This is a genomic window from Providencia sp. PROV236 (assembly GCF_033676985.1).
Taxonomy (GTDB): Bacteria; Pseudomonadota; Gammaproteobacteria; order Enterobacterales; family Enterobacteriaceae; genus Providencia; species Providencia manganoxydans.
On the sequence record NZ_CP096297.1, the window covers coordinates 1586830 to 1605731 of the forward strand.

The window sequence follows — 18902 nt, forward strand, 5'->3', positions numbered from 1 at the left end:
TATAAAATAATTCTATAAATAGCAGTGGATGCAGTAGGCCATCAAATGAGGGTTACATGCGTCATTGGAAAATGAAGACAATTTTGTCTTTTGGAGTAAGTGAGCAATGAAATTACCGATTTATCTTGATTATTCAGCAACGACACCGGTTGATCCTCGTGTTGCTGAAAAAATGATGCAATGTCTAACTATGGACGGCAATTTTGGTAACCCCGCTTCGCGTTCCCACCGTTTTGGTTGGCAAGCAGAAGAAGCCGTTGATATTGCACGTAATCAAATCGCTGAGCTAGTGAATGCTGATCCACGTGAAATTGTATTTACTTCAGGTGCGACCGAGTCAGATAACTTAGCTATTAAAGGTGCAGCGAACTTCTATCAGAAGAAGGGTAAGCATGTTGTCACGTGTAAAACTGAGCATAAAGCAGTTTTAGATACTTGTCGCCAATTAGAACGTGAAGGTTTTGAGGTTACTTATCTCTCCCCGCAACGTAATGGTTTGATTGATCTGAAAGAACTCGAAGCGGCTTTACGTGATGATACTGTCCTTGTCTCTATCATGCATGTGAATAATGAAATTGGTGTCGTACAAGATATCGCCGCTATTGGTGAAATGTGCCGCAGCCGTAACATTATTTTTCATGTTGATGCGACACAAAGCGTCGGTAAATTGCCTATCGACTTATCTGCTCTGAAAGTTGATTTGATGTCATTCTCCGCCCATAAACTGTATGGTCCTATGGGTATTGGTGCATTATATGTGCGCCGCAAACCTCGTATTCGTATTGAAGCACAGCAACATGGTGGTGGTCATGAGCGCGGTATGCGTTCCGGTACATTACCTGTTCACCAAATCGTTGGTATGGGTGAAGCTTATCGTATCGCCAAAGAAGAGATGAGTGATGAATCCGCGCGTCTGCGTAAACTGCGCCTGCGTTTATGGAATGGTATTAAAGATATCGAAGAAGTTTACCTAAATGGTGACTTAGAAAATGGTGCGCCACACATTCTGAACGTCAGCTTCAACTATGTTGAAGGTGAATCATTAATGATGTCTCTTAAAGATTTGGCTGTATCCTCGGGGTCTGCGTGTACATCCGCAAGCCTTGAACCTTCTTATGTTCTGCGTGCTTTAGGAATGAATGATGAGCTAGCACACAGCTCAATTCGTTTCTCCTTTGGTCGCTTTACAACCGAAGAAGAAATTGACTATGCAATCAAACAGATTCATGGCGCAATTGGTCACTTACGTGAACTGTCTCCATTGTGGGAAATGTTCAAAGACGGCGTAGATCTTAACAGCATCGAATGGTCTCACCATTAATCAGACAGCTTCAGGAGTTTAAAAATGGCATATAGCGAAAAAGTCATCGATCATTATGAAAATCCACGCAACGTGGGTTCATTCGATAATAACGACCCAAGTGTTGGCAGCGGTATGGTTGGTGCGCCAGCGTGTGGTGACGTAATGAAATTGCAAATCAAAGTGAGTGATGAAGGCATTATTGAAGATGCTCGCTTTAAAACTTATGGTTGTGGTTCTGCGATTGCATCCAGTTCACTGGTGACTGAGTGGATGAAAGGCAAAAGCTTAGATGAAGCAGAATCAATTAAAAACACAGCTATCGCAGAAGAATTAGAATTGCCACCAGTGAAAATTCACTGCTCAATTCTGGCTGAAGATGCAATTAAAGCTGCCATCGCGGATTATAAAAGCAAACGCCAAGGCAAATAAGGCTTTTAACACAGGTCAACGAGCCGCATCAGGACTAATAAATAAATAAAACCTATGCGGCTACATTATAGGCCAGTATATACTCTAAATAATGATATTTTAGGGTGGGTACTAAGCGTAAAATAGTATCTGCCTTGTTTGTTTCTATAGTGAGGTTTGCAATGTCTATTTCTCTTACAGAAAGCGCTGCGCAACGTATTCAAGCTTTTCTAGCTAGCAGAGGTAAAGGCGAAGGTTTACGCCTTGGTGTTAGAACTTCTGGCTGCTCAGGTATGGCTTATATTCTCGAATTCGCTGATATGATCAATGAAGAAGATACCGTTTTTGAAGATAAAGGCGTGAAAGTCATCGTTGATGGTAAAAGCATCGTCTATTTAGATGGTACTGAACTGGATTTTGTCAAAGAAGGTTTGAACGAAGGTTTTAAATTTAATAACCCCAATGTCAGCAGTGAATGCGGTTGTGGGGAAAGCTTTCACGTATAATACTTTCTATATGCTCTGAGTGATTTATAACATGACGAGTATAGACAACATTTTGACCAATGTACTCTTCGTGACACTTTATAACAAGTCGTTTTCATGGATTTGCATTGGTATTTCAGTTCGAGAAACTAAATACTTATGGATTATTTTACTCTTTTTGGATTTACACCTAGCTATACGATAGACAGCGAGCAACTAGTTCAACGTTTTCAATCGTTACAGCGTCAATATCATCCAGATCGTTATGCAACCTGTACCGAACAGGAAAAAATGCAAGCCCTCCAACAAGCAGCAACAATCAACGCAGCTTATCAAGCTCTTCGTCATCCATTGAAACGTGCAGAATACATGTTGTTGTTACAAGGTATTGATATTAATAATGAACAGCATACGATGCATGACACCGCTTTTTTGATGGAACAACTTGAGCTACGTGAAGAACTCGATAATATCGAAAGCAACGCTCATGCTGCTGATTTGCTTGTGGATTTTATAAAAAATGTACAACAAATGCAAAAGACACGTTCGGCTATCATGGTGACGCAGCTTGATGAAGAGCAATGGGAGCAGGCCGCAGATACTGTGCGTAAATTACGTTTTCTTGACCGATTACAGCAGCAAGCTGAGCAGCTCGAAGAGCGATTACTGGACGATTTTTAAGAGAAATAATTATGGCTTTACTTCAAATCAGTGAACCAGGTATGACTGCTGCTCCGCATCAACGTAAGCTTGCTGCTGGAATAGATCTGGGTACCACCCATTCTTTAATTGCTACTGTACGCAGTGGCGAAGCTGCGGTATTGCCTGATCATGAAGGCCGTTATTTACTGCCATCAGTGGTGAATTATCAAGCCGATAACAAACAGGTAGGCTGGGAAGCTAAACAACGTGCAGAGCTTGATCCTGTGAATACGATTATTTCAGTGAAACGCCTACTGGGACGCTCATTGGTCGACATTCAAAAACGCTATCCTGATTTACCGTATCAGCTCACTGCGAGTGAAAATGGTTTACCATTTATGCAAACGGTCTGCGGGCAAGTTGATCCTATTCAAGTTTCTTCTGACATATTAAAAGCGCTTGCTAAAAGAGCTGAAGAGACGTTAGGTGGTGAAATGGATGGTGTTGTGATCACTGTTCCTGCTTATTTTGATGATGCCCAACGTCAAGGTACCAAAGATGCAGCTCGCTTGGCTGGATTACATGTATTGCGCTTGTTAAACGAACCAACTGCGGCAGCTATTGCTTATGGCCTTGACTCAGGGCAAGAAGGAGTGATCGCCGTTTACGACCTTGGTGGTGGAACCTTTGATGTCTCTATCTTACGTTTAAGCCGTGGTGTATTTGAAGTGCTTGCAACGGGTGGCGATACTGCATTAGGTGGTGATGATTTTGACCAAGTATTGGCGGAATGGATCGCTGAACAAGCGGGCATTGTTAGCCAAGGGGATCACCGTTTAAACCGTCAACTACTCAATGCGGCAACTGAAGCGAAAATTGCGCTGAGTGATACAGATAGCGTACAAATATCGTTGCCACAATGGCAGGGCGAAATTCATCGTGCACAGTTTGAGCAACTAATAGAAAAACATGTAAAGCGTACACTCATGGCATGCAGACGTGCGTTGAAAGATGCTCAAGTAGACGCCGAAGAGGTACTCAATGTTGTGATGGTTGGGGGTTCGACTCGTGTTCCATTAGTTAGAGATAAAGTGGGTGAATTTTTTGGTAAGTTACCTTTAACCTCAATTGACCCTGATAAAGTGGTTGCGATTGGCGCAGCAATTCAGGCTGATATTTTAGTAGGTAATAAACCAGATAGTGACATGCTACTACTGGATGTTATTCCGCTATCTTTAGGTCTTGAAACTATGGGGGGATTAGTGGAAAAAGTGATCCCACGCAATACCACGATCCCTGTAGCCCGAGCACAAGAATTCACCACATTCAAAGATGGCCAAACAGCAATGACGGTGCATGTGGTACAAGGTGAGCGTGAAATGGTTTCTGATTGCCGTTCACTTGCGCGCTTCGCCCTTCGTGACATTCCTGCTATGCCAGCGGGTGGTGCACATATACGAGTTACCTTTCAAGTTGATGCAGATGGTCTACTGAGTGTGAGTGCAATGGAAAAATCAACAGGTGTTGCCGCCTCTATTCAGGTAAAACCTTCATACGGTTTAACTGACACTGAAATTTCCAACATGATTAAAGACTCGATGTCTAATGCGCAAGATGATTTTAATGCGCGCCGTTTGGCAGAACAAAAAGTTGAAGCTGCCAGAGTACTTGAAAGCCTGACTAGTGCATTAGAGCAAGATGCTAATTTATTGACTACCGACGAAGAGTCAGCGATTGATAATGCAGTCAATGCATTAATTGAAGCGGTAGAAGGTACAGACCCTACCACAATTGAAAATGCCATTAAACAACTGGATAAGCAAACACAGGGGTTTGCGGCTCGCCGAATGGATGCTTCTATTCGTCAGGCGCTGTCAGGCCATTCTGTGGATGAGATATAATTATGCCTAAAATAGTTTTTTTACCTCATACTGAATTATGTCCGGAAGGTGCGGTTGTTGATGCACTAGACGGTGAGTCAATTTTAGATGCTGCATTACGTATTGGTATTGAACTTGAACATGCATGTGAAAAATCATGTGCTTGTACAACTTGCCATTGTATTGTTCGCGAGGGATTTGATTCACTGGAAGAAAGTAGTGAATTAGAAGATGACATGTTGGATAAAGCATGGGGATTAGAGCCAGAAAGCCGTTTGAGCTGCCAAGCGAGAGTTTCAGATGAAGATTTAGTGGTCGAAATTCCTAAATACACGATTAACCATGCTCGTGAGCATTAATTCAACTGCACGGAGAAGCGAATATGAGCCTAAAATGGTCAAATAGCCGAGAAATTGGCGAAGCACTGTATGATGCCTATCCTGATGTGGATCCAAAAACAGTTCGCTTTACAGACATGCATCAATGGATATGTGATTTAGACGATTTTGATGATGATCCTCAAAAATCGAACGAAAAGATCTTGGAAGCGATTTTATTAGTTTGGCTGGATGAATTCGAATAACTATTCCGTTAAGTGAGTAAACCGGACTTGTAGTCCGGTTTTTCCATTTAATCAGCACTATATTGATATCTGTTTGACCGCGAATCGGTTAAGTTACTCATATCAGCGGGTAAGAATTGATAAAGTTACTCGCAACAATAGCTAAAGTGAGAGAAACGATGACAAAACAAATTATGCCAGTAATGATTTCATTTGAAGCAGCAGCACCGTGTTGGGGTGAAGGCGCTTTAATCAGCTCTGGTGATAAAGGGATCACTATCCACTTAAAACATCCTGGTAAGCTATGTGCGGTGCAAAGTGCGGGACGCAAATTAGATAGCCAAGGTATTCGCAACGTATCCCTTATTGGTGACGGTTGGGATCTGGAAAAAAGTTGGGCATTTTGGCAAGGTTTTAGGGCGCCAAAAGGGGCGAGAACGATTGAGTGGCCAGTACTCGCCGATGCTGAGCGTAAAGAATTAGAAAACCGTATTCGTACTATTGATTGGGTACGCGATGTGATCAATGCGCCAGCGGAAGAATTGGGCCCTGAGCAGTTAGCACAACGTGCCATTGATTTGTTATGTCATGTGGGTGCAGAAAATATTAGCTATCGCATTATAAAAGGTGATGATTTAGTTGAACAAGGTTATGCGGGGATCCACACAGTTGGCCGTGGTTCAAATCGCCCTCCAGCGTTGTTAGCACTAGATTACAACCCAACGGGGAATGCGAATGCGCCTGTATTTGCCTGCCTAGTAGGAAAAGGGATTACTTTCGATTCAGGGGGATACAGTATTAAACCTTCTTCCTCAATGAATTCAATGAAAGCAGATATGGGCGGAGCAGCAACATTAGTGGGGTCGTTGGCATTAGCGATTAAACGTGGATTGAAAAAACGCGTTAAATTGTTCCTTTGCTTAGCAGATAACATGGTAAGCAGTAATGCGTTTAAATTAGGCGATATTATTCGTTATCGTAACGGTAAATCTGTTGAAGTGATGAATACTGATGCAGAAGGCCGTTTAGTTCTTGCTGATGGTTTAATTGATGCATGTAAAGAAAAGCCATCCTTAATTATTGATGCAGCAACATTGACTGGGGCGGCAAAAACTGCGGTAGGTAATGATTACCATTCAGTTCTTAGCTTTGATGATAAATTTGTTGCGGAATTAATGGATTCCTCAGAATTGGAACATGAATTATTCTGGCGTTTACCATTAGCTGAGTTTCACCGTCAGCAATTGCCATCGGGTTTTGCTGATCTAAATAATATTGCTGCGCCATCTCATACCGCAGGTGCGAGTACCGCAGCGGCATTTTTATCTCATTTTGTTGAAAACTATCGCCAAAACTGGATCCATATCGATTGTTCTGCAACTTATCGTAAATCACCGGTGAGCCTGTGGGCTGAAGGGGCTACAGGGATTGGTGTTAGAACTATTGCAAATTTGTTAGTTAAAAAAGCAGGCTAAGCAGTATTAAAATCAATAAACAGGCATGAAAAGGGCGACTTTTTGTGCCTGTTTTTTTATTATAGTTGCCATCATTTTTATATTTCCTATAGGGCATCGATATGTCGCAGCAATCTGAAAATAATCATTTATCGAACGCTGACAATGAGATCGAATTTACTGAATTAACTATTCCCCAAGGCTCATCATTAAAGCTAAGTGCGCTAGAAAATGAACCAGCAGCATTGACTGAAGCATTAATAGCGTGTTTTAAACAACATAAAGTTGTACGTCGTGCTTTTATTGTGTCCGCTCAAGAAGAGAACCATGATAGTGGTGAAGCTATTTTAATGGTCGCGTTAGAGTTTGTTCCGGGGACTGAAAATATTGATGAAATTATTCATCAGGCTGGCACCTTAGCTTGTGATTATCTAGAAGATAATGAATCTATTGATTTCTGCTTAGTCAATGAAGCAGAAAAAGGGATTAGCCATTTTATCACTGAGCATATTGAGCCTTTTTACCAACGTAAATTAGGCAGTTGGTTACGTGATACCATCCCAGTTAAAAATACCAAATAAATACAGTGATGGGTTCGGTAAGAACCCATTGTCCCACCATCATTTGTGATCCTCTATAAACGCCAAATTTAATTTTTTCGGAGAAACTTTAGCGCTAAGTTAACTAGGCGATTAATGACTCTTTTATACTCCTAATGATACGCTTTTCGGGCAATGACAAGCAGTGGGGCACATCGTCTATACCCGTCATACTTCAAGTTACAGCGATGTCGATTACGTTCACTTATCGCCTAGCTGCAACTTGAATTATTTAGGGTATTTATCTATGGAAAATAGCGTTAGCAATAAATATTGCTGTATTACGAGATTAGCAGTCATTTGAAACACGATTACCCTTCTACAGTGATAACCTAAAGCAGCCACAAACAATATGCATTGTTGACTGGTTTGCGCAGATAAGGCTCAGTAATGAAGAAGGCACACAAACATTCAGTCCACGATGCAGCATTTAAAAGTTTTATGTCTCAGGTCGAGAATGCTAAAGATTTTTTTCACTTTCATTTACCAGAACACATTAGTACGTTATGTGATTTTAACACGCTCACATTAACGAACTCCTCTTTTGTCGATAAACAGTTACGCTCACGGTTATCTGATGTGTTGTACTCGGTGCAAACGACAGAAGGTGACGGGTATATTTACTTACTTGTTGAGCATCAATCAACTCCAGATAAGTTAATGGCATGGCGATTAATGCACTACGCTTTTTTGGCGATGAATCAACACTTGCAACAAGGGCATAAAGATTTACCGCTAGTTGTGCCTATCTTGTTCTACCATGGAGATACTTCTCCTTATCCTTATTCGCAACTATGGACAGATTGCTTCCCATTAGCGAGTGTCGCAAACCAGTTATATACAGGCTGTTTTCCTTTGGTTGATGTAACGGTGGTGGATGATAATGATTTTATCAATTTCCGTAAGGTGGCGATTATGGAATTGGTGATGAAACATAAACATTTGCGAGATAAAAATGAACACGTAATATCTTTAATAGCCCAAGCGATCAATCGCAACTATAATACTGATAGCGATGTCATCACTATTCTCAATTATTTATTTGCTACGATAGATACACCAAATGTTGAGGAAGTGGTTCAACAATTATGTGATCAGGTTGAAAAATATCAAGAGGCTATTATGAGTATCGCACAACGTTTGCAAGATAAAGGCATAAAAGTGGGCTGGGAGAAAGGGCATCAGCAAGGTCTAGAAGAAGGAATTGAAAAAGGAATCGAAAAAGGAATTGAGAAAGGTAAATATGAGGCGAATCTCGCTACAGCCAGAGCCCTTTTAAAAAATGGTATTAGTCTTGAACTCATCATGGAAAGTACTGGGTTAAGCCGAGAAGATCTTATTTCTCTACAATAATATGAATAGTTATGCTTTGTTTAGCTATTGCTAAGAAAGGAAAGTTTAAGCTTAAGTTTTTGTTATACAAGGCATAATTAAAATTACAGTCGGTGTTGACTACATTTGTTCGCACTAGTTACATCGTTTTCTAGGGTTGTCTAGCGTCACACTCACTTGCCGCCTGCTAGCTAAACCTCGAGTTATTTTGAGTATAAATAGGATGCTTACGTGTTACTTGATTTAGAGGCTGAGCCTTTGTAACTGGCTTAATTATTTTAAGTGCAATGAATACAATATACAGGCTGTGAGTAATAATAATTTATTTAATTTAAAGAAATATAATAACTAATTACACAGAATATCACGCTATTTTTCCGTTTTGTCTGATAGGTGCTAGGTTCCCTCTCTGTTAAATTATACAACCGATTGATACAAACTATTTCAGTCTTCGCCTATTTTTATTATCAGGTCAAAATTTTTGTTGCTTTCAACATATTGATTGGAAGTACAGCTCAATAAATTTAACTATAAAAGGAAGAGTCGGTCATGAATCAACATTTTAGTTGGGCTTCATTGGCGGGTTTAAAAACAAAAAAACGTTATATTGCAGCGGCTCTTGCATCTGTCATTGCATTAACGGGTTGTGATAATACAGACGATACAAGCAAAAAAGAAACCAATGTCGCGACTGAAAAAAATTCAGCGGCAGAAAATCAAACTAAGACCGCACCAGTTGCGGCAGAAAACAAAACGGCAGCGAAACTTTCAAAAGAAGAGATGATCAAACGCTATGCTGGTAAAGATGTGACTATCCTCGATGCATCTGAACTGCAATTAGACGGTGCCAGCGCAATGGTGGTGACTTTCTCTGTGCCTCTAGAGCCAAACCAAGATTTTAGTCAGTTTTTGAATCTCATTGATGTAAAAACAGGAAAGCTAGATGGAGCATGGGAACTCTCTGATAATCAGATGGAGTTACGCTTTCGCCACTTACCTCCTTCAAGAGAGCTAAATTTAACCGTTAATACGGGGATCAAAGCGGTTAATGAGCGTACAATCACTGCGCCATTTGAGAAAAAAATCCAAACTGCTCAAATTATCCCTACCGTGGGTTTTGCTAGCAAAGGTTCTTTATTACCAAGTAAAGTTGCGCAAGGGCTACCTGTGATGGCGCTTAATGTTGATAAAGTTGATGTTAACTTTTTCCGCATTGATGAAGAGCAGCTCCCGCAATTTTTAGCAATGTGGCAATACCGTAGTAATTACGAATATTGGTATTCAGAAGAGTTTCTCGATAAGGTCAAATTAGCCTATACAGGCCGTTTTGATCTCAATCCAGAAAAGAATACCCGCCAGAATATTTTATTACCGTTAAAAGATATCAAAGAATTGCAACAAGATGGTGTCTATTTAGCGATCATGCAAAAGGCGGGTAGCTATAGTTATCAATTCCCTGCAACGGTATTTACACTGAGTGATATCGGTGTGTCACTACACAGCTATCAAGACCAAGTTGATGTATTTACACAATCATTGGCAAAAGGCTCCGCATTAAAAGGGGTAGAGTTACGCATACTGGATGAGAAAGGCCAGTTAGTGAATAAGGCGACGACCGATGGTGAGGGCCACGCCAAATTAGATAAATTAGCTGGAGGGAAATTACTTCTGGCAACTTTAAATGGTCAAACAAGTATGATTGACCTGACCCAACCTGCGCTTGATTTATCTGAATTTGATATTTCAGGTCCAGTGGGTTATGCGAAACAGTTTTTTGTATTTGGTCCTCGTGATCTTTATCGTCCCGGTGAGCTGTTACTGGTTAATGGTTTATTGCGTGATGGTGATGGAAACCCAATCAAAGCACAGCCAGTCAAAGTCGATGTATTAAAAACCGATGGCCAAGTGGTTAGAAGTTTTGTGTGGCAGCCTGAAAAAGATCAAAATGGTTTGTATCAATATCAGTATGAGATCCCAAAATCAGCAGAAACAGGTAATTGGTCATTACGTTTTGATTTAGGTGATGGCTCACCTCTGCGTTACTACAAGTTTAATGTCGAAGATTTTATGCCTGAGCGTATGGCATTAGACATTACGGCACAAGACAAACCGATACTGAACAACCAACCTGTCGAATTTGATATTCAAGGGCGTTATTTATATGGCGCACCAGCAGCTGGTAATGAATTACAAGGGCAAATATTGATCCGTCCTGATCGTGAAGCTGTTGCTAAATTACCGGGCTTTGAGTTTGGTTTTGAAAGTGAAGAAGGGCTGCAACGCAAGTTGGATGAATTCGATCTGACCTTGAATGATAGCGGGGAAACCGTCATTGCCGTTCCACAAAGCAATTGGGAATCGCTGCGTTCACCAATTAAGGTTGTCGCTCAAGCGAGTTTGTTGGAAGCGGGTGGTAGACCTGTCACGCGTCGTGCCGAACAGTCAGTATGGCCTGCAAATGCCTTAGTGGGTATTCGCCCTCTGTTCAATAAAAAAGAAATTTATGACTATCGTACAGGTCGTTATAGCAAACGCTACAATGTTGATGAAAACTCACTTGCTGAGTTCGAATTGGTCTTTGCTGATGCCGCAGGAAATAAATTATCAGCTGAAAATTTAACGACTCGTCTTGTCTATGAGCGTCGTGACTATTTTTGGAGTTGGTCAGAAAGTGGCGGCTGGACATCAAATTACGATCAAAAAGATTTGGTGATGGCAAATGAAAACATCAAGATTGAAAAAGAGGGTACTGCAAAAGTCTCGTTCCCCGTTGATTGGGGCTCTTTCCGTCTTGAAGTGATAAATGAAGATAACAAATTAGTCAGCAGCATACAGTTTTGGGCTGGATATTCATGGCAAGATAACGTAGGTGGTAATGGTGCCGTACGTCCTGATCAGGTCAAACTCAGTTTGAATAAACCGGCTTATTTGCCGGGTGAAAAAGCAAAAGTTCACATTGAATCGCCTAAAGCAGGTAAAGGTTATATCTTACTTGAATCAAGTAGTGGCCCACTATGGTGGCAAGAAATTGATGTGCCTGAAAAAGGCATGGAAATCGACGTTCCTGTAAACAAAGAATGGGCACGTCATGACCTCTATATCACAGCCGTAGTTGTACGTCCGGGAGATGATTCAAAAGAGGCGACAGTGAAACGTGCGATCGGCGTACTTCATGTGCCATTGGCAGATGAAAACCGTAAAATTGGTTTAACGTTGAATGCACCGGCTAAGATGCGACCAAATCAAGATCTGACTGTGAAAGTGAAAGCAACGGCGCAAGATGGTAAGCCTTTGCCTGAACAAGTTAACGTCTTATTGTCTGCTGTTGATACAGGTGTATTAAATATCACTGATTTTAAAACCCCTGATCCGTATGATGCTTTCTTTGGTCGCAAACGCTATAGCGTTGACCAATATGATGTATATGGTCATCTGATTGAAGGACAAGGCAAATTAGCGAGTTTACGTTTTGGTGGTGACAGTGAAGATGCGGCATTAGAACGTGGTGGCCTAAAACCATTGACTGAAGTCCAAATCATTGCAGAGCAAGCTAAACCTGTAACGTTAGATAAAAACGGTGAAGGTGAAATTACACTGGCAATTCCTGATTTTAATGGCGAATTACGTGTAATGGCACAAGCGTGGAATGAAAAAGACTTTGGCCATGCGGACAGTAAAGTGGTTGTTGCCGCACCATTAGTAACACAAATGTCTATGCCGCGTTTTATGGCTGGTGGTGATAAATCATACTTTGCTTTAGATTTAACCAATACCACGGATAATACGCAAAATGTTACGGTAACCTTCAAAGCATCAGGTATGGTGAAATTAGAAGGACCTACATCAAAAGAACTGTCATTAGTTAAAGGCAAGCGTACCACTATCACTTTACCTGTCAGTGCTGATTATGGGTATGGCGAAGGTGAAGTTTCAATGACAATCAATGGTATTAATTTGCCGGGTGAATCATTGAAAGAATACAGCAATAGTTGGAAAGTGGGTGTTCGCCCAGCACAACCAGCAGAAACGATTTCTTATGCGATTGCGGTTGAACCGGGTGAGCAGTGGTCATTACCAATAGAGGATTTACGTGGCTTATCAACGGACACCCTAGAAGGGCAAGTTCTGTTAACTAGCCGTCCGCCATTACAAATTGCTCGTTATATTCGTGAGCTATTTGCCTATCCATATGGTTGTCTTGAACAAACCATCAGTGGTTTATATCCATCATTGTATTCTTCACAGGCAGAGCTGTCTAAGTTGGGTGTGAAGTCGCAAACGGATGAAGACCGTCGTAAGGCAATTGAAGTTGGTATTCCACATTTATTAAGTATGCAACGTACCGATGGGGGATTCGCTTTATGGGATCGTAATGGCAATGAGGAATATTGGCTAACTGCATATGCAGCAGATTTCTTAAATCGAGCAAACCAACGTGGTTATTCAGTACCTCAAGACGCTATTGCTAACGCAAACAATCGCCTCTTAAGCTATTTGCAAGATGGCAATCAAATTAACTATCCATATACTGATAACCAAGCTGCATCGCGTTTTGCCGCGCAATCTTACGCTGGTTTAGTATTAGCAACTCAACAAAAAGCACCTTTAGGCGCGTTACGTCAACTGTACTCAAGAGCCAATGAAGCTAATAGTGGCTTATCACTGGTTCAATTGGGTGTTGCACTGAACTTGATGGGAGATAAAACACGCGGTGATAGCGCAATTGTTGATGGTTTGAAAAAACAACGAGCTCGTTACAGCTATGATGGTGATTATGGTTCAATAATTCGTGATGATGCATTGATTGTCGCCTTACTGAATGAACATCAATTGATGCCGAAATCACGTGACCAAAAATTGCAAACATTGTCAAATAACCTAGTATCACAGCAATACTTCTCAACTCAAGAAAGTAACGCGTTGTACTTAGCAGGTCGTTATTATGTCAATGATACGGAGTCACCATGGAAAGCGGTGATCAACGGTCAACAACCACCGATGTCTTCAGACAAACCAGTCAATGAATTTTTAACTAAAGAGCAACTGCAAACAGGTTATAGCATTGAAAATACGGGTACCAACACATTATATAGTCGTGTGAACGTCGTGGGTTACCCAATGTATACACCACGCCCAAGCTCTAATGTATTGAATGTAAAACGTACTTATTTAGATTTACAAGGTAAGCCAATTTCACTTGATCGTTTAAGAACGGGTGAAATGGTGGTAGTGAAATTAGAAGTGAACGCCACTCAGAGAGTGCCTGATGCATTAGTGGTTGATTTACTGCCAGCAGGTTTAGAATTAGAAAATCAAAACCTTGCTAATAGTAGTGCTAATCTCAGTGAAACGGCACCGAACTTACAAGAAGTGATTGATGACATGCAGCAAGCACAAATTAGTCACATGGAATATCGTGATGACCGTTTTGTTGCTGCTGTTGAAGTTCAGCAATATAAGCCAACGACATTAGTGTATTTAGCGCGTGCAGTAACCCCAGGCGTCTACAATGTTCCAGTTCCACAAGTGGAATCAATGTATGTTCCTGAATGGCGTGCTGTTGGTAATGCTAATGGTCAACTAGAAATCGTTCGTTAATCTTGAGCAAGCCCTTATACTGTGAGTTATAAGTATGACGAGTATAAGGGCTATTTCTTTGCGGTACATCCATCTATGAAAAAAGGGTTACGACGCACTGGGTTGACTTTGCTCTTCTTGGTGATTTTTTTGCCTCTCTTGTTTGTATTGGCTGATAAAATATGGCCATTACCCATCAAACAAATTGAGATGGCACGCACGGTAGTTGCCGCAGATGGCACACCGCTTTGGCGCTTTGCGGATAAAGAGGGAATATGGCGTTATCCGGTAAAATTAGATGAGGTCTCACCTGAATTTATTGAAGCGTTACTCACCTACGAAGATCGTCACTTTTATAACCATCCGGGGGTTAATCCTTTCTCATTACTCAGAGCATTATGGCAGGACGTCAGTTCTGGGCGCATTATTTCGGGTGGTAGCACGATATCGATGCAGGTGGCGCGGCTAGTTGATCCTCACGATAGAACAGTCACGGGTAAATTAAAGCAACTATGGCGAACAGCTCAGCTTGAATATCATTATTCAAAAAATGAAATATTAGAAATGTATCTCAATCGTGCACCCTATGGCGGAACGATTGAAGGAATAGGTGCGGCGAGTTGGGTATATTTGAATAAAGCACCAGATAAATTAACCTCTGGGGAGGCGGCATTGTTTGCTGTGCTACCTCAAGCACCAAGTCGTCTAAGGCCAGATCGCTATCCCTTAAGGGCTCAAGCTGCTCGTGACAAAGTACTTGATAGATTGGCTGAGTATCAAGTTTGGCCGATAGAGAAAATAACGGATATTAAACAAGAACAAATTTGGTTGGCACCGCGTAAAAGTCCAAATTCAGCGCCATTACTGGCACGACGCGTCGTCAAAGATGTTCAAGACTCAATCATTGAAACAACTATTGATGCAGGGCTACAGCGTCAATTAGAAGATATGGCAATGAATTGGAAAAATCAGTTGCCAAAACAGACATCACTGGGGCTGCTGGTGGTCGATCATACCGATATGAGTGTAAAAGCGTATATTGGCTCAATTGATTTCCAAGATAATAGCCGTTTTGGCCATGTTGATATGATCACGGCATGGCGTTCACCAGGCTCTACGTTAAAACCATTTTTATATGCATTGGCAATGGATGATGGTTTGATCCATGCAGAGTCATTACTGCAAGATGTGCCGCAGCGTTTTGATGATTATCGACCGGGCAATTTTGATACTGGATTTAATGGTCCAGTAAGTGTCAGTGATGCATTAGTACGATCCTTGAACTTACCCGTTGTACAAGTACTTGATGTTTATGGCAGTAAGCGTTTTACGGCTAAATTACGTAACGTAGGTACTGAATTACGTTTCCCATTAGCGAGTGAACCTAATTTATCACTGATTTTAGGCGGAACAGCGGCTCGCATGGATGATTTAGTGTCTGCTTATAGCGGCTTTGCTCGTCAAGGTAAGGTATCGCCTTTACGTTATCGACCCACAGACGTATTGCGTGATCGTCAATTAATGTCACCGGGGGCAGCATGGATTATTCGCCGTATTATGGGCGGCGAAGCGCGTCCTGTGCCGGATAGTAGTTTAACCGCGCAAGTCAATTTAGCGTGGAAAACGGGAACGAGTTATGGCTACCGCGATGCATGGGCTATCGGTGTGAACCCTCGCTATACAATAGGCGTTTGGGTGGGGCGGCCTGATGGCACGCCTGTAGCGGGGCAGTATGGTTATGCAACCGCGATCCCGATTATGAATCAAGTCAATAACCTATTACTGGCTCGTTTATATCAATCTCATCTATCGATGCCAAAAGATCCGCGGCCAGCTAGTGTCAGTCAAGCAGTGATTTGTTGGCCAAGTGGCACTACACTGCCAAAAGAAGATAGTAATTGCCGGCAGCGTCGCTTGAGTTGGATTTTAGATAATACTATTCCACCGACATTGATGGCTAAGGAGCAAGAGTCTTTGCTTGGTTTACGCCAAAAGGTGTGGGTTAACAGTCAAGGTTTGCAAGTTGCTTCAGATTGCCCAAATGCAACCGAAAAAGAGATCCATTTATGGCCGATAACCTTAGAGTCATGGTTGCCTGTTGGTGAAAAAAGGATAAATCGTTTACCAAAAGCAGATCCTGAATGTCCTCCGTTACGGGCTGAAATGCCACCACTACTGATATCAGGCGTTCGTAGCGGAGAAGTGTTACAGCGATTACCGGGAAAAACGAGTTTAGATCTGCGTTTAATCACTCAAGGTGGGCAAGGTCATCAGTGGTGGTTTTTAAATGGAGAACAAGTTCAAGAAACTAACCATAATGGCACTATTTTATTGACACTGGAGAAATCGGGTAGCTATCAGATATCGGTTTTAGATTTGGGTGGACAAGTCACGTCAGTGGACTTTAAAGTGAAGTAGCACATTAAAAGTGTGACTTAGTCAAAAAAATAGTGTTTTTTGCTATAAAAAGTTTAACAAAATGTTGATGTGACTGTAGGAAATTGTAATCGTAGCCCCTATAATCAACGCCTTATTTTCTGGTGCTGGTCACCAGAATATAGATGCTCTAAAGTATTCAAGATGCAACCAACAAGGCTGCAACTGGAAGTATAACGAGTATACATTATAAAAAACTACAACTGACATCTACTTTCCGTTTTGATTTACTTGAAGAAAAGTTGAGAACGCAGGGTAAAAGTCACGATATCGCTAAAGAGGTTATTTATGACGGTTCAACGTACATTTTCTATTATTAAGCCAAACGCAGTGAAGAAAAACGCAATTGGTGCAATTTATCACCGCTTTGAAAGCGCTGGTTTTTCAATCGTTGCCGCCAAAATGCTGCATTTGACCCGTGAACAAGCAGAAGGTTTTTACGCGGAACACAAAGGCCGTCCTTTCTTCGAAGGTCTGGTTGAGTTCATGACTTCTGGTCCAATCATGCTGCAAGTTCTTGAAGGTGAAAATGCAGTTCAACGTCACCGTGACTTAATGGGTGCAACTAATCCAGATAACGCGCTAGCAGGTACACTGCGTGCTGATTATGCAGATAGTTTCACTGAAAACGCCGTTCACGGTTCAGATTCTATCGAATCAGCAAACCGCGAAATCGCGTATTTTTTTGCAGAAGATGAAATCTGCCCACGCTAAGTGATAAACTGGTGTAATGCATTAGCATTATTCCTATAAAGTTTGTACAATGCGTCGCCCTGTTAATATAATTGTTAACAGGGCGATTTTATTATTAACGTTGTGCTATCCTAATAGCACTCGCCGAAAGTGTAACAACGAGGCAACTCAAAATGTCCGACATGACTACTAGTGCACAATGTGCAACTTCCTCAGCTATTTCTGTCACACCAGAAACTAACTCACAAAAAATTAACCTGCTGGATCTAAATCGTAAGCAGATGCGTGAATTCTTCGCGCAAATGGGTGAAAAACCATTCCGTGCTGACCAAGTAATGAAATGGATTTATCACTACTGTTATGACGATTTTGATCAAATGACAGATATCAACAAAGTTCTAAGAGCGAAACTGAAGGAAGTCGCTGAAATCCGTGCACCGGAAGTTGCCGAAGAACAGCGTTCTGCGGATGGCACAATTAAATGGGCGATCACTGTGGGTGACCAACAGGTCGAAACGGTTTATATCCCAGAAGATGATCGTGCAACCTTATGTGTTTCTTCACAAGTAGGTTGTGCTCTGGAATGTAAATTCTGCTCAACCGCACAGCAAGGGTTTAACCGTAACTTACGTGTCTCAGAAATTATTGGGCAAGTTTGGCGTGCTGCAAAAATTATTGGTTCGTTGAAATCCAGTGGTCGTCGTCCAATCACCAATGTAGTGATGATGGGAATGGGCGAGCCATTATTGAACTTAAATAATGTCGTGCCAGCAATGGAAATCATGATGGATGATTTCGGTTTTGGCTTATCTAAACGTCGTGTGACTTTATCAACCTCGGGGGTTGTACCCGCTTTAGACAAGCTCGGCGATATTATTGATGTGGCTTTAGCGATTTCATTGCATGCACCGACCGACGATGTCCGTGATGATATTGTGCCAATTAATAAAAAGTACAATATTGAAACCTTTTTGAGCAGTGTTAGACGCTACCTTGCAAAATCGAATGCTAATGGTGGCCGTGTTACTGTGGAATATGTGATGCTTGATCATATTAATGATAGTACTGAACAAGCGCATCAATTAGCGGAATGCTTAAAAGATACACCAAGTAAAATTAATTTGATCCCTTGGAACCCGTTCCCCGGAGCACCTTATGGCCGCAGCTCAAATAGCCGTATTGACCGTTTTTCTAAGGTGTTAATGGAGTATGGTTTTACAACAATAGTACGTAAAACTCGCGGTGATGATATAGATGCAGCGTGTGGTCAATTAGCGGGTGAAGTGATTGACAGAACAAAACGGACATTGAAAAAACGCATGGCTGGGGAACCTATCAAGGTTAAAGCAGTCTGATGTTAATAGTTGAGTCTTAAACATTTGGTCTAGTTATCATCTAGATCATTTTATGGATAGGCAAAATGCCCCTCATCACCTACAATGTTTTGTAGGTGATGATATCAATTTAATTGTCACATTAGGATTATTACGAATAAAGCTTAGGATAAATAGCTTTATATTTCATTCACTCG

At 41.5% G+C, this 18902-nt stretch carries 14 protein-coding genes; all 14 read left to right on the plus strand.

Going from position 1 to position 18902, the window contains the following annotated elements; all coding sequences use genetic code 11:
* Positions 1-106: 106 nt before the first annotated feature.
* Positions 107-1321 carry an IscS subfamily cysteine desulfurase gene (locus M1E96_RS06875; protein ID WP_070930053.1) on the plus strand — a complete coding sequence of 405 codons (1215 nt, stop codon included), beginning with the start codon at positions 107-109 and terminating at the stop codon, positions 1319-1321.
* A 24-nt stretch (positions 1322-1345) separates the two neighbouring features.
* Positions 1346-1732, plus strand: coding sequence for a Fe-S cluster assembly scaffold IscU (iscU, locus tag M1E96_RS06880; RefSeq protein WP_070930054.1), 387 nt, complete (start codon positions 1346-1348; stop codon positions 1730-1732).
* A gap of 161 nt (positions 1733-1893) precedes the next feature.
* The gene (iscA, locus tag M1E96_RS06885) at positions 1894-2217 is read left to right on the plus strand and encodes an iron-sulfur cluster assembly protein IscA (RefSeq protein WP_140180323.1); all 324 of its coding nucleotides are present in this window, start codon (positions 1894-1896) and stop codon (positions 2215-2217) included.
* Between the two features lie 138 nt (positions 2218-2355).
* Entirely contained in the window at positions 2356-2877 is a 522-nt protein-coding gene (hscB, locus tag M1E96_RS06890; RefSeq protein ID WP_283125705.1) for a co-chaperone HscB, read from the plus strand.
* Positions 2878-2888: 11 nt separating this feature from the next.
* On the plus strand, positions 2889-4739 hold the full coding sequence (gene hscA, locus M1E96_RS06895; RefSeq protein ID WP_283125706.1) for a Fe-S protein assembly chaperone HscA: 1851 nt from the start codon (positions 2889-2891) through the stop codon (positions 4737-4739).
* A gap of 2 nt (positions 4740-4741) precedes the next feature.
* The gene (fdx, locus tag M1E96_RS06900; RefSeq protein WP_070930058.1) at positions 4742-5077 is read left to right on the plus strand and encodes an ISC system 2Fe-2S type ferredoxin; all 336 of its coding nucleotides are present in this window, start codon (positions 4742-4744) and stop codon (positions 5075-5077) included.
* Between the two features lie 23 nt (positions 5078-5100).
* The gene (gene iscX, locus M1E96_RS06905; protein ID WP_070930059.1) at positions 5101-5301 is read left to right on the plus strand and encodes a Fe-S cluster assembly protein IscX; all 201 of its coding nucleotides are present in this window, start codon (positions 5101-5103) and stop codon (positions 5299-5301) included.
* A 158-nt stretch (positions 5302-5459) separates the two neighbouring features.
* Positions 5460-6755 carry an aminopeptidase PepB gene (pepB, locus tag M1E96_RS06910; protein WP_070930060.1) on the plus strand — a complete coding sequence of 432 codons (1296 nt, stop codon included), beginning with the start codon at positions 5460-5462 and terminating at the stop codon, positions 6753-6755.
* Between the two features lie 101 nt (positions 6756-6856).
* Positions 6857-7315 (plus strand): enhanced serine sensitivity protein SseB C-terminal domain-containing protein, encoded by a 459-nt coding sequence (locus tag M1E96_RS06915; RefSeq protein ID WP_140180329.1) that lies wholly within the window; start codon positions 6857-6859, stop codon positions 7313-7315.
* Between the two features lie 408 nt (positions 7316-7723).
* Positions 7724-8686 (plus strand): Rpn family recombination-promoting nuclease/putative transposase, encoded by a 963-nt coding sequence (locus M1E96_RS06920; protein WP_272581192.1) that lies wholly within the window; start codon positions 7724-7726, stop codon positions 8684-8686.
* Between the two features lie 528 nt (positions 8687-9214).
* On the plus strand, positions 9215-14263 hold the full coding sequence (locus M1E96_RS06925; protein WP_369113603.1) for an alpha-2-macroglobulin: 5049 nt from the start codon (positions 9215-9217) through the stop codon (positions 14261-14263).
* Between the two features lie 75 nt (positions 14264-14338).
* Positions 14339-16660, plus strand: a complete 2322-nt coding sequence (pbpC, locus tag M1E96_RS06930; protein ID WP_369427442.1) for a peptidoglycan glycosyltransferase PbpC — start codon at positions 14339-14341, stop codon at positions 16658-16660.
* 306 nt (positions 16661-16966) lie between these two features.
* Positions 16967-17392 carry a nucleoside-diphosphate kinase gene (gene ndk / locus M1E96_RS06935; protein ID WP_070930065.1) on the plus strand — a complete coding sequence of 142 codons (426 nt, stop codon included), beginning with the start codon at positions 16967-16969 and terminating at the stop codon, positions 17390-17392.
* 152 nt (positions 17393-17544) lie between these two features.
* On the plus strand, positions 17545-18726 hold the full coding sequence (locus tag M1E96_RS06940) for a bifunctional tRNA (adenosine(37)-C2)-methyltransferase TrmG/ribosomal RNA large subunit methyltransferase RlmN (protein WP_369427443.1): 1182 nt from the start codon (positions 17545-17547) through the stop codon (positions 18724-18726).
* Positions 18727-18902 lie beyond the last annotated feature (176 nt).

What these genes read in the sequence shown, in the direction of transcription:
- hscB (WP_283125705.1), top strand. Translation starts at nt 2,356, where the DNA reads ATGGATTATTTTACTCTTTTTGGATTTACACCTAGCTATACGATAGAC.
- pbpC (WP_369427442.1), top strand. Translation starts at nt 14,339, where the DNA reads ATGAAAAAAGGGTTACGACGCACTGGGTTGACTTTGCTCTTCTTGGTG.
- M1E96_RS06875 (WP_070930053.1), top strand. Translation starts at nt 107, where the DNA reads ATGAAATTACCGATTTATCTTGATTATTCAGCAACGACACCGGTTGAT.
- M1E96_RS06925 (WP_369113603.1), top strand. Translation starts at nt 9,215, where the DNA reads ATGAATCAACATTTTAGTTGGGCTTCATTGGCGGGTTTAAAAACAAAA.
- iscX (WP_070930059.1), top strand. Translation starts at nt 5,101, where the DNA reads ATGAGCCTAAAATGGTCAAATAGCCGAGAAATTGGCGAAGCACTGTAT.
- pepB (WP_070930060.1), top strand. Translation starts at nt 5,460, where the DNA reads ATGACAAAACAAATTATGCCAGTAATGATTTCATTTGAAGCAGCAGCA.
- iscU (WP_070930054.1), top strand. Translation starts at nt 1,346, where the DNA reads ATGGCATATAGCGAAAAAGTCATCGATCATTATGAAAATCCACGCAAC.
- fdx (WP_070930058.1), top strand. Translation starts at nt 4,742, where the DNA reads ATGCCTAAAATAGTTTTTTTACCTCATACTGAATTATGTCCGGAAGGT.
- iscA (WP_140180323.1), top strand. Translation starts at nt 1,894, where the DNA reads ATGTCTATTTCTCTTACAGAAAGCGCTGCGCAACGTATTCAAGCTTTT.
- ndk (WP_070930065.1), top strand. Translation starts at nt 16,967, where the DNA reads ATGACGGTTCAACGTACATTTTCTATTATTAAGCCAAACGCAGTGAAG.
- hscA (WP_283125706.1), top strand. Translation starts at nt 2,889, where the DNA reads ATGGCTTTACTTCAAATCAGTGAACCAGGTATGACTGCTGCTCCGCAT.
- M1E96_RS06915 (WP_140180329.1), top strand. Translation starts at nt 6,857, where the DNA reads ATGTCGCAGCAATCTGAAAATAATCATTTATCGAACGCTGACAATGAG.
- M1E96_RS06940 (WP_369427443.1), top strand. Translation starts at nt 17,545, where the DNA reads ATGTCCGACATGACTACTAGTGCACAATGTGCAACTTCCTCAGCTATT.
- M1E96_RS06920 (WP_272581192.1), top strand. Translation starts at nt 7,724, where the DNA reads ATGAAGAAGGCACACAAACATTCAGTCCACGATGCAGCATTTAAAAGT.